At 56.8% G+C, this 11,992-nt stretch carries 9 protein-coding genes and 1 pseudogene; 8 read left to right on the top strand and 2 right to left on the bottom strand.

What is annotated here, in order from left to right; all coding sequences use genetic code 11:
- Positions 1-51: 51 nt before the first annotated feature.
- Complete coding sequence (locus tag EN851_RS19630) at positions 52-174, top strand: exopolysaccharide production repressor protein (RefSeq protein ID WP_127230881.1); 123 nt, start codon at positions 52-54, stop codon at positions 172-174.
- Positions 175-750: 576 nt separating this feature from the next.
- Here EN851_RS19630 and EN851_RS19625 read toward each other — a convergent pair.
- On the bottom strand, positions 751-2,553 hold the full coding sequence (locus EN851_RS19625) for an ABC transporter ATP-binding protein (RefSeq protein ID WP_126097331.1): 1,803 nt from the start codon (positions 2,551-2,553) through the stop codon (positions 751-753).
- A gap of 637 nt (positions 2,554-3,190) precedes the next feature.
- Between EN851_RS19625 and EN851_RS19620 the strand changes: the two genes are divergently transcribed.
- Complete coding sequence (locus EN851_RS19620) at positions 3,191-3,937, top strand: LuxR family transcriptional regulator (protein ID WP_126097332.1); 747 nt, start codon at positions 3,191-3,193, stop codon at positions 3,935-3,937.
- Between the two features lie 16 nt (positions 3,938-3,953).
- Here EN851_RS19620 and EN851_RS19615 read toward each other — a convergent pair.
- A pseudogene (locus tag EN851_RS19615) lies at positions 3,954-4,189 on the bottom strand (transposase); the annotation flags it as partial.
- A 718-nt stretch (positions 4,190-4,907) separates the two neighbouring features.
- On the opposite strand from EN851_RS19615, the gene EN851_RS19610 reads away from it, so the two are divergent.
- The 6 genes from EN851_RS19610 to EN851_RS36785 form a co-directional block, all read left to right on the top strand.
- Positions 4,908-5,624 carry an SPASM domain-containing protein gene (locus EN851_RS19610; protein ID WP_224571099.1) on the top strand — a complete coding sequence of 239 codons (717 nt, stop codon included), beginning with the start codon at positions 4,908-4,910 and terminating at the stop codon, positions 5,622-5,624.
- Positions 5,625-6,678: 1,054 nt separating this feature from the next.
- A complete protein-coding gene (gene ectB / locus EN851_RS19605) occupies positions 6,679-7,935 on the top strand; it encodes a diaminobutyrate--2-oxoglutarate transaminase (RefSeq protein ID WP_135929896.1) in 1,257 nt (418 codons plus the stop codon).
- On the top strand, positions 7,928-8,767 hold the full coding sequence (locus EN851_RS19600) for a hypothetical protein (RefSeq protein ID WP_135929895.1): 840 nt from the start codon (positions 7,928-7,930) through the stop codon (positions 8,765-8,767). The genes ectB and EN851_RS19600 overlap by 8 nt, the downstream gene beginning before the upstream one ends.
- Positions 8,768-9,398: 631 nt before the next feature.
- Positions 9,399-10,328 carry a 2-oxoglutarate and iron-dependent oxygenase domain-containing protein gene (locus EN851_RS19595; RefSeq protein WP_135929894.1) on the top strand — a complete coding sequence of 310 codons (930 nt, stop codon included), beginning with the start codon at positions 9,399-9,401 and terminating at the stop codon, positions 10,326-10,328.
- A gap of 176 nt (positions 10,329-10,504) precedes the next feature.
- A complete protein-coding gene (locus EN851_RS19590; protein ID WP_135929893.1) occupies positions 10,505-10,924 on the top strand; it encodes a DUF2267 domain-containing protein in 420 nt (139 codons plus the stop codon).
- Positions 10,925-11,675: 751 nt separating this feature from the next.
- Positions 11,676-11,992, top strand: a 317-nt coding sequence (locus tag EN851_RS36785; protein ID WP_348630727.1) for a hypothetical protein, incomplete at its 3' end; no start/stop codon positions are given.

Raw genomic sequence — 11,992 nt, 5'->3', positions numbered from 1 at the left:
ACTTCATCTTTTTGTCGGCTCGTGGGGCTGGTCCTGTGCAGCAATGCGTCGATGGTTTACTTCGCTTTGGATTCGCTCCGTGTGGCAGTCGTCACGACGCTGGCCTGTTCGCTGCTGCTTCAGGCCGACTACTTCGGCTGCGTGCTCTTTTTCGCGGACGTCGATGATCTGTAGAACTGTTCATTCGCTCCGCAGAGGGCCGGCGAATCCAATCTCTTCCTAAGCCCGTTGGCCGTAATCGAAAGACACGAGGCCGGCGAGTTCGTGCTCAGCTGCCACAGTGCTAGCAAGGGAACGGAATCCAATCCCGGAGCAGATGGCGAGAGTTGAGCGAAGACTGCGGTCGGAGCTCCTGCGCTTCCGGGTCTCCAAGGGGACGACTGTGCGAACCGAAGGGACTTTGAAGCGTTGACGTGGCCGGCGTGCGGTAGGTTGGGCCAGCGACAGGGCTCCCAGCCGGCCTGTGCTGACTTCGCTTCCTTTGGCGAAATGTGGGTAACGGCGAGGGCCGCACTCTTCCCGGGCCGTCGACATTCCCGCCCTTTTGGTGCGTGCGCCGTTAGGCGCGACAATTCGGTGCCCGCGTGTAACTGCGCGCATTCGCCGAAGCTTAGACGTGGTGCATTCCCGCTCGCCCGTTTGGCGGACAGTTCCGGCCGTGCTTGTTTTGCCGGCCTAACGCCCGCCGCTCGTCACTGCCACACCCCTCTCCGGCAACGGCTCGGCGCATCGCGCAAGCCGGTTTAGCGATCAGGCCAGGCCCTTCGCGAGTTCCAACGCCTGCCGTTCGAAGAGGCGGCGGTAAATGCCACCATCGAGATTGATCAGGGCGGCATGATCGCCGTCCTCCATGATGCGGCCACGGTCGAAGACGAGCAGCCGATCGAGCGAGCGGACGGTCGACAGCCGGTGTGCGATGACGAGTGTGGTTCGACCCACCATCAACCGATCCACCGCTTGTTGAATGAGCACCTCGGATTCCGAATCGAGGCTCGATGTGGCCTCGTCCAGAATCAGGATCGGCGCGTTCGCGAGGAAGGCGCGCGCGATCGCCACGCGCTGGCGCTCGCCGCCGGAGAGCTTCAAACCCCTTTCGCCGACCAATGTCCCATAGCCCTTCGGCAGGGGCGCGATGAATTCGTGGGCACTTGCCAGCCGTGCCGCTTGCTCGATCTCGGCCTGGCTCGCGCCAGGCCGGCCATAGGCGATGTTCTCGGCAAGCGACCTGTGAAACAGGATCGGCTCCTGCTGCACGATCGCGATCTGCGAACGAAGGGACTCTTGGGTCACCTCGGAGACGTCCTGACCGTCTATCAGGATCCGGCCGCCGCTCAGGTCGTAGAGTCTCTGGATCAGCTTCACGAATGTTGTCTTGCCGGAACCGGAGGGTCCAACCAACCCAACCCTTTCGCCAGCTTCAATCGACAGCGAACATTCGCTATAGAGCGGCAGGGGATGGTTGGCGTAGCGGAAGTGGACGTTCTCGAAATCGATACGGCCGTTCGTGATCCGGATCGGCTTGGCCTCTGGACGATCGGCAACATCCACCTTCTGATTGTGGATGGCCACCAGTTCTTCCATATCATTAACCGAGTGCTGCACGTTGCGGACATGCATGCCGGCATCACGCAGATAGCCCTGCAGGACGATGAAGGACGTGAGAACATATGCTATCTCGCCCGGCGTTGCCTGTCCATGCGACCACAGAAGCAGGGCATATCCGACCACCGCCACCCTGAGCGCAACCAAAGTTACGCCTTGGGTTGAGCCGATGATCGTTCCGCGCACCCAGCTCCGGCGCGCGCGGTGCCGCCATTTCGTCATGATATTTGCAAGCCGCTCGTCTTCGCGAACCTCTGCGCCGAAGCCCTTGACCACAGCGTTGCAACTGACCGCGTCCGCAAGCGCGCCGCTGAGCCTTGTGTCCCATCGGTTGGCAAGGCTCGCCGCTGGCGCGACATAGCCGAGCGACAGCGAAATCGAAAACGCAAGGTAGACGAGAGAGCCGCAAGCAAAGATCACGCCCATGACCGGCCAGTGCCAGCCGAGCAGCACCGTCGAGCCGATCAAGATGACAAACGACGGGAGCAGCGTGACGAGTATCGTGCTGTTGAGGAGGTCGAGCGCCCACATGCCGCGCGTTATCTTGCGCACTGTCGAGCCGGCGAAGCTGTTTGCATGCCAGTCTGTCGAAAAACGCTGCACATGATGGAACGCTTCGGTCGCGACATCGGAAATCATTTTCAACACCAGGTCGTTCAGGCCAATTAAGGCGACGTGGCGCATGGCAATGGAACCGAGTGCCAATGCAATCGGTACAGAGAATGCTGCAACAGCTGAATCCGAAGCTGGTGCTGCCGCATTAGCAGCACGAGAAACAGCGTCGATGAGTCGGCCAGAATAGAGCGGCATCAACACGTCAGCCAGCGTGGAGGCGAGCATCGCGGTCATGATGATCGCGAGCCGGGCCGGCTGCCTGTTCCAGAGGCGAACAGTGAAGGCGAAAACGTCGCGACAAGTGGCGCCGCGCCCATGGACGGGGAAACGTCTCATAGTTTCCAAGCGGGCGCATCAACACGCTCGGTCCCAAAGACGATAAAAGACAAAACTGGAATTTCGACCTCCCCCATAACAGCATCAATTTTGGCGGGCAGCTCTTGCCGCCTCACGACGGTGAGTTCAAAAGTCGTGCCAACTGAGCGGGAACATCCGAAGGACAAATTCAGCAGGTTACCGAGCCTGGAGAAAGTCAGCCGCCATCCAGTCGAATACGATTGCTACGGCTGCTCAACTCGGGAGATTGGAAAAGAAGGTCGATGTATCGATTGAATTTTGAGCTTGTTCTTGCCTCGATCAAATAAGTACAGTTGCAATGCAGCTTTCTCAGGCCCGGCACTTAGGTGCTGATTTCAAAAGCGCGCCGCGAATACTTTCCTGCCCATATTCCGTCAATCGAATGCTCGACTGTCGGATTGTGCGCTCCCCGACACAGTGCTGTCGGTTCGCCTCCTGGGTACCTCCCCCGTCGATTGACGACCTGAAGGAGAAGCTTCGCTCGCAAGCTGGCACGACTCTTGAGGGTACTCCAGGTGGCGGAAGGAACTCCGGCTCGAGTCCCGTTGACTTCGGATGTTGCGAGGCTGGGTTGGAGCAAACTGTGCACCAATGAGAACGCAATGAAGGAGACATCATGGAACTCCGGCGGATTGCGGTGGAGTTAGACCTATTCCTCAAGATGACTGATGATGTCGCTCAATCCGAACAGTTGTTCGAACTGTTGTCTGCGTTTGCGCTGAATTTCGATTGCCCGTGGATTGCCTATGGGCCGCTCGCATCAGAGAGGGCTTTCAAGCCGAACCGAGAGGGTTCTGTGGTGATGTGGAATTATCCCGCTGAATGGCAGGAGCGCTACTCGAGAATGGGCTATGCCAAAATAGACCCCCTCATCAAGAAAGGTCGAAAGGAGGCGGGACCCTTTCGATGGAGCGAGGTGTATACTGATGAAAACATAACTGAAGATGGACGCCGCGTCTTGGACGAAGCAGCAACATTCGGCTTGAGGTCAGGCGTTACCGTCCCATTACATGGCCCTGGTGGCAGCTTTAGGTTTGTGAGTTTTGCTCAATCCTCGGACTGCGAATTGCAGAATAGAGCGATCACCTACCTGCAAATGGCCGCGCTGCGGTTTCATCGGATGGTTACGAAGTTCGACACTACGACTGCGTCGGAACGAGCTCATAACCTGTCTCCGAGAGAAATAGAGTGCATTGATTTGGTGTCACAAGGAAAATCATCTTGGGAAATAGGAACTATTTTAGGCAGATCACGAAATACGATAGATTTCCATTTAAAAAATGTAATGCGGAAGTTGGATGCGACCAGCAGAACGGTAGCTGTTGTAAAAGCTTTGAACCTTGGGATTATCGAACCGCCGTAGGTGCGCAGCTAGTTCTCCGCCCGTAGTAGCGCGCGTGATAGCCGAGACGCTCCGGCGTGCGCTCGCTCTTCGAAGCACCCAGCGCCTCGTCCATCTCGGCCTCGAGCACCTCCTGCATCACGGCGCGAATCACCTCGTGCAATCCATCCGGCTTCGAAAGCAAAATGTCGTTGACGCTGCTATGGCGGATTTATCTTCAGGCTTGGTCCTGGTGGCGATGCTGAGTTCGCTTCGCTGAGATTGGGCGGTCATGACAGGGTGGTGTTCAATGTCACCGATTCCTGGAAGAAACTACCATCCGTATTAAGCGACTGACGATGAGTGATGTGTGTCCAAAATCTGACAGCTGTCAGAAAACATGTCGGGTTCAATACAGCGGAGCGTCTTAGCTCTGTCGGGCTTTTCGAAGCCTATCTCGCAGTAACTGCGCGCCAGGCGCACTAGCTCGGCCTTTGCTGGTCGATGTGCGGCAATATAGTGTGAGGGCTGACCCGCATGAGAACACGGAACTCGCTCGATGAAGGATGATCGACGGCATCCAGAAAGCTTCTCTCCGGCGGGTTCGAGGGTGCTGCGCGCGCATCTCGGCGACGGGCCAGCGACCAACGGTTGAGGCTACATCTCCGGAGCGAGTGATGCCTCGAAAGATGCAATGCTGTCTCTGGTCCGACGCGCTGGAAGTTTGTGAAGGTCGGCCCGGCAAGTCGGTGAACCGGGCGGCTTAGGCTGCCAAAAAGGGTAGATGTCTGCGTTGCCTCGGTAGATCAGCAGGCGGTATCAGAAAGCCAAAGGCACACGCACACCATCGTGGCGCTTCGCAGGAAGTAGATGGGAGTAATCACCAGTGATTTTACCGGAACTTCGCTCAGCAAACACAGCCGGCAGGGTTTTGGAGATAACGACGACCACGGGATGCGTCGTAGGATGTTCATATTGTCCCCAGGACAAGTTCGCGGTCCGGCAAAGAAAAGTGTCTCATGCGAGTCATCTGGATCTTGAAGATTTCAAGCGGTGTCTGGCCCGCGTACCGACTTCCGTCGACATTGGTTTTGCGGGATACTCCGAACCTTGGCTCAATCCGGACTGTACCGAAATGGTGGAGCACGCCTTCGCCAAAGGCCATGGCATCAGGATTTTTACGACGCTGGTGGGAATGAACGGGCAGGACCTGCAACGATTGCAAGCCTTGCGCTTGGGCGTATTCGTGGTCCATGTTTTCGATGACGGCACCTACATGAACAGCCGCCTGGTCGGAGACAAGTATCGCGATCTGGTTCGTCAACTCGTCGACGCGGACATCCCCTTGATCCGATTCGTGGCCTTGGGCGAGCCCCACCCAGATATAGCCGACATTATTCCTACCGAAGCCCTGATAAAAGCGCGGCCGGTGAGCAGTAGGGGTGGAAGCGTCGACCCTAAGATCGTTGCACCACGTCAGCCAGTGGTCGGAGCCCTAACCTGCGTGGACGCACGACAGTATCGGAATGTTCTTCTTCCAAACGGCGACGTTACCCTGTGCTCTATGGATTTTGAACGGCGTCACGTATTGGGCAACCTTCTATATGAGGGTTACTCCGCTCTGTTTGAAAAGCCAGTTTTTCGCGAAATCGTCGACCGCATGAATGGAGCAGATGGTTTTCTGCTTTGCAGGATGTGTGAATTCGCCGACCCAAACGACCGGACCTGAGTGCATGCCGGCCGAGAGGGCGTGCCTGGCAGTGCGGATGGCCCCACGACAGATGCACCTGCCCGCGACGCCATCGTGTTTTCACGTTACGCCAGTATGTTCCTGTAGGCGCGGCAGTGGGTCTCGAGCATTTCGGAGACGAGCTCATCGAAAGGTCTTCGCCTTCCAACCGAGCTTGTCGGCCTGCCTAGCTTGAGGTAACGCCGATCACAGGTCAACCATCGGTCGGATGGAAACAGTGTTAGTCGATCCCGATCAGAGCTTGATTGCTTACTCACGGCTCACCTCGTCAACGCCTTCACCCTCCCGGACGATCTCCTTTTCGACTCGCCTGAAGGCAGCAGCCCAGCTGCGGCCGGGGATGGTTGCCGTCGCGGTAGTGGACGTTCTCGAAACCGATGCGGCCCTTCGCCAGCGCGTCTCCCGGTTGCTTCCGCCTGGCCTACGAACGGGCTTTCCGTCAAGGGGGTCCACGGCGGCCCCGCCCTCTTGATCCGGCGGCTCGGGCCAGTCATCGCGCAAGAGATCGGAATCCGCATTCTTCTCAAAGAGAGCGTGGCTTTCGCTGTGTCATCGGTCATCAAATAGTTTCTTGAATCAGGTTGGTGTCCGCAGCCCGAGGTTGAACGGCGAATATTGATGACCGCCGCGAAGCCGCTCGCTCGCTACGGCGCTATTGAGGGGGCGCGCTCGCGAGCGGCTTCGCTACCGCCGAGCTACACAACCTCTGGCGACGCGACCCTGCTAATCGTCCTTGGACTCATTCATTGTCCGGAGGCGCTATGGGTAGCGATGGGTGGGTACGTCAACTACCTGATGCCATAGTATCGGTGCTTTCGCGGAAGCTATAGAAGCCATCTTGTTGGAGCACATTCTCTGAAGGCATCCGAATGGAGGGCAACGCAACCCAACAATATTCGATGAGGATCCCGGCATCACCAGACCAACGAAAGCTTCGGTATTCTGCTTCAATGTTAAACGGCGAACATCTGCCGCAAACCACTAGCCATTAAACAGCTCTCTTCTTTGAACGACTATGTGCAGAGGACTTAATATGAACGGCGACGCTTTCACGGCTCATGAATCTAACGTTCGTCGTTATTGCCGGGCGTTCCCCACCGTCTTTACGAAGGCCCTTGGGGCGACGATCTGGGACGAGACGGGTAAGCCCTTTATCGACTTCCTCGTCGGGTCCGGGGCGCTCAATTACGGGCACAATAATCCGGATATCATGGCGCCTGCGATTGAATATCTCGTCGGTGAGAACATTCTTCTGTCGCTTGATATGCATACGGCGGCAAAGCGTGACTTCATTGAAGGGTTCGTCGATTGGATCCTGAAACCCAGAGGCCTTTCGTACAAGATTCAGTTTCCCGGGCCGACCGGCACGAACGCCAACGAAGCGGCGCTGGCGCTGGCGCGAAAATACACCGGCCGCTCGAGCGTCATGGCCTTTACGAATGCGTTCCACGGCATGTCGCTCGGCTCTCTAGCGGTGTCGGGCTCGGCTTCAACCAGGGAACTGGGAGGCGTTGCTCGCCACGATGTGATCCGTGTTCCCTATGACGGCTATCCGAGCCAAGCTTTCGATTCCGCCAGTTACATCGACAGCGTTTTGAGCGACCCGGGGAGCGGCATAGAAAAGCCTGCCGCAATCATTCTGGAGACCATCCAGGCAGAAGGCGGCATGAACGCCGCATCCGCAGCTTGGCTCACGGAAATTCAGCGCATTTGCCGTACTCACGGCATTGTTTTTATCGTCGACGACATCCAGGCAGGTGCGGGCCGAACTGGCGACTTCTTCTCATTCGAGTCTGCAAAAATCGAACCGGATATTGTGTGTCTTTCTAAGTCCCTAAGCGGTTCAGGTAGTCCGTTGTCCATCGTTCTGATTCGACCCGACTTGGACATATGGAAGCCCGGAGAACATAGCGGGACCTTCAGAGGCAACAATTTCGCCTTCGTGACGGCAGGAGCCATGTGCAAGATGTGGTCGGATAGGAAATTTACTGCAGGTGTCGAGCGGACAGCCGTCAGGCTGCAAACGCACCTCGATCGCCTGGTTGCGAAATTTCCAAGGTACATCGAACAGAAGCGCGGCCGCGGTCTGATGGCCGGCCTGAAATGCCGTTCACCGGCAGTTGTCGGCCGCGTGCACGATGTCGCATTCGAAAATGGCCTTCTTATCGAATCCTCGGGGCCAAATCGCGACGTTATCAAAGTCCTCCCGCCGATAACCATCACCGATGCCGAACTCGATCGTGGCATCACCATCCTTGAACACGCACTACAGGAGCAAGACAATGCCTAGTCAGATATCTCAAGTGCCAGCCATCTCGCCGGTTTCGATCAAAGAACGGACCGGGTCGATCAACACGGCGGAGATCATCTCGGTCCTGAAAGGTGAGCTCACCGCTCTGCACATCAAGCAAGCTTTCAGCACCGAAGTAGCCGAGGAGATCACTACGAACTTTATTGGAAGCTCCGGTCTCAGAGAGCGTAAAGATGGTGTGCCCGGACAATATGTCGGCGCATCTCACTACAGGAAGGATGCAGCCACCTATTTCGCAGACGCCGAAAACGCGCGGCCGTACGTCGATGCCCTTTTTAAGAGTTTGGTTGACCCGGTTCGAGCAGTATTCGGGGCGTTGAAGCGAGAGCTTCACAACCAGGGCATCGAATTGCGGCTGGCCCGTTCCGAACACGGCCAGGCCAATGTTTGTCGCGCTCTCAGTTGGTCGGGCTCAGGCACGTTTTCCTTGGATCCACACGACGATGTCGCTCAAGTCCTACGTGCTGGCGATGATTACGAGCTTTCTTCGGTGGCGCACAACACTGTCGCAGCACTCAACTTCTATCCCAGCATGCCTGAGGAAGGCGGCAATCTGAAGCTCTGGAGCCACAAGCCGACGGTTGCGGACCGGATATCGCAAGGTGTGGAGACCACTGGATATCCCTATTCGGCAGCCTATCTGGAGGCCGTCCCTTGCCGCGAGTTCGAGCTCAAAACCGGGGATATCGCCCTAATCGATGGCGGCTTCGTTCACGGGGTTACCGGTCAATCAGGCGACGGAAAGCGTCGCGTGCTGCTGAATTGCTTTTTCGGATTTGCCCGGCCTGATCTTGTTCTCTGGTGGACCTGAAATAGGAATGTCGCAGCGACCGACCGGATTTAGCCGGCAGTTAAAGCGTGAGCATCCTTCGTCACGGGGGACTTGCCACGGGTGATTTCCTCTAGCTGCAATTAGATCCTAATTGATGTAGAAAGAAGATCACTCGTGGCGTGAGTTCCAACGAGGACATCGTTGCTTGCAAGGGGCCGGCCTCCGAAGCAGGGAAAGAAACATGTGGATCGTCGCACGAATTCTTTCTTGCGATCCGCGACGACTGCGGCGTCATAGCTTTGACCGGTTGAAAAGCCATTGACCATCCCACTGAGATGAACGCCTTGGATCCCTCGCCTCCGGCCCCGTCGCGTGCGTAAAGCGTCTGCCCTGGTAAGTCAGCACGGTAGAGATTGGGCCGGAATATTCTCATGCATCATGGCGCGCCACCTCCCGTCGAACGCACTATTGATGTTGTTTAAAACATCAGAACGAATTTGTATTATATTTTTAACATATCAGTTCTTGAATTGTGCCCCAATAACGTGGTATTGATCCCATAAGTTAACTGGATCAGGGGTCTCATTGTTTTATTTTACTTAGGCAGAAACTGAGTTGCGAGATTTTCCAGGAGCCCAGCAGGGGGCGCCGATACAGACGGAGGATGACTATGACCACGCTACCGCAAATCTCATTGGCGAAGCTGTCTGCCGATGCGACGCGACATGAAGAGCAACAGCGCTTGCGCAATGCATGCGAGGTGTACGGGTTCTTCTACCTTATCGAGCACGGAATCCCGAAGGAACAGATCGCGGATGCCATCGACGCGTCCCGGCGGTTCTTCGCGTTGCCACTGGCTACAAAGGAACGCTTCGGTCACGCCGCACAAAACGTGCACCCCACTATCGCACGTGGATACAGTCCGCTGTACGGTGAAATCCTGCATCCTGAGGCCGGCCGCGATCCAAAGGAAGTGTTCGATCTCGGAATCGACAACGAAGGCGATCGGCGTCCGTTTGCGGGGAGCACACTGTTTCCGGATGAGGCTTTGGCTCCTGGTTTCGCGCGAAGCCTGCTTGCCTTGCAGGCTACCGTGCTCCGCGAAGTCGTCCCGCAGCTCGGAACCGCGCTTGCCGACGTGATCGGTTTGGAACAGGGCTGGTTCCAACGGTATTTCAGCCCGCCGACGCTCGAGCAACGCGTAATCCGGTATCCAGCTCGCGGCGGCACGTGCGCTAAGCACACCGATGGTGGCTTTTTCACGCTGCTGCTGCAGGAGGAACTCCCCACCCGGTCGTTGCAGGTGTGGTTGCGCGGGCGCTGGATGCCAGTGCCGAGCCTGCCCGACAGTCTCGTAGTCAATTTGGGCGATATGCTTCAGGCTTTGTGCGACGACCGCTTCAAGAGTACGCCGCATCAGGTCGCGCACAATGGTCTGACCGACCGAATTTCGCTTCCCTTCTTTATCTATCCCGACGTCGACGCGCGCCTGACTTCGCTGGAAGGGCGCCACACCTTCAGTGTCGCGGAAATGATGCTGCGCAATTACGAGTCAGTCGAGACAGGGAATGGCGCCGGGCGCGCCCGAGAGTTGCAGTAAAGTGTCCGGTGTCCTCAGGCTGCCTAAACTCATGCGACGACCACCTCGGGGTGACACGCTGGGAGAACTCACGCAAAATCCCGCGTCGCGCGTATAGCGCGGCGGCGGGCGGACGGAAGCCGTCTAGTCATGGTCCTTGCAGCCCTTAGACAACCTTCAAGAACAGAAAAATACTCATGTTCGTGAGTCATGATCTCACCTATGCATTGCAGGCGACCCAGAATTGGGTCAGCGATCTGGCGTGGAGACTTCGTTGGCATGATCGCGAGCGGGTTTTCCTAGCTTTGATTGCAACGCTGCACGCCCTGCGCGACTGCCTGGGTCGGGACGAGGCCGTGTACATGGGTGCGCAGCTGCCAGCCTTACTGCGCGGCTTTTATTACGAGGGTTGGCACCCCGGCCGACGGGCCATAGCCAGAAACCGGAATTCGTTTCTCGATCGGATCCACGACGGCGTCCACCGCGACCCGGCAGTGGATCCGGAAGAGGTCGCCCGCTCCGTCCTAGGCCAATTGGCGGACCGTTTGTCTGCAGCAGAGATCGAAGAGGCCAAGGCTGCAACTCCAAAACCACTGCATGATCTTTGGCCAGACTGAGAGACGTCTGCCCATGAGCATAGAGACATGAAGCCATCGGCTTGGGAGCCTTCGACCAGGAAAGTCGCCGGCGTTTCCATTTCCGCCAAAACTGGCGGTAAGGGCTCGAGGCCAGCGTTTTGAGGGCGCATCACGGCCCTAGGCCCACTTGAAAATTGGCCAATCTCAGACCCATCGAGCCAACAAAAGCGACCGGAACTCTGAGCTGCATAATTCGACCGCTGTCCTGCTGCTCAGTGAAGGCTGATGAAAGACCATCGCGGAGCCAGTGAGCGCCTCCTCGGCTTCATCCTGCTGACACCCAGCCAATTGGCGCCAGAACGCGTCGCTCTTCGCCGAATTCTAACACTATCCCCGTGGGGGACACTCGTCTCATCAGCTCTCATTCAGTATGGCGTCAAACATCCTTTCAGCAAATAATGGTTGGGCTGTTCGTGTTTGCTCTAGGGCAGTATGGCATCACCGATGTCGCTGGCGACACGATGCCGGAATTTGCCGCTCCAGTTGAAACACTGAATACTCCTGTTGGGTAATCAAAGAATGCTCGTCTGGCTAACAAGACAAAGTTACGCCTATATAATACGTTTCCAGCAAATGCAGCCCACGTATCTGGTAGGTACCCGAAGGTAGAAGACAAGCTATCATCGCGGGAGAGGAATTGGCTAAAAGGAATTTTAAGACGCATCCTTGCGATTTGTCGGTCTTAGCGCGGGAGCTGCGTCGTTATCGGTCGTGCGTGGGGCGGGGGCAGGTGGCGATTGAGGTCGCATCAAGAAATGCGATCCTCATAGGCAAGCAGGAATCGACCTCCGCTGTCGGCTTCTTCGAAGCCTATTTTTGCGCTCAGAAGCCCAAAGGCGGCTTTCCCAGGAAGACACGTACGAAACGTTTGATGCTCAGTACCAAGAGGAACCGGCGGCGATCGACAAGCATGGCTACTTCAGAAGTGATCAAGAATTTCATCGATGGGGAGTGGAGAGATTGTTCGTCCGGCAAACGGATCGAGGTTGATGACCCTTCAAACGGAGAGACGGTAGCGGTTATTGCAGAGGCAGGACCTGAAGAAGT

This window comes from Mesorhizobium sp. M8A.F.Ca.ET.208.01.1.1 (assembly GCF_004791315.1).
In the GTDB taxonomy this organism is placed as follows: domain Bacteria; phylum Pseudomonadota; class Alphaproteobacteria; order Rhizobiales; family Rhizobiaceae; genus Mesorhizobium.
The sequence above is the reverse complement of the archived record's forward strand: the minus strand, read 5'-3'. Positions and strand labels throughout refer to the sequence as shown.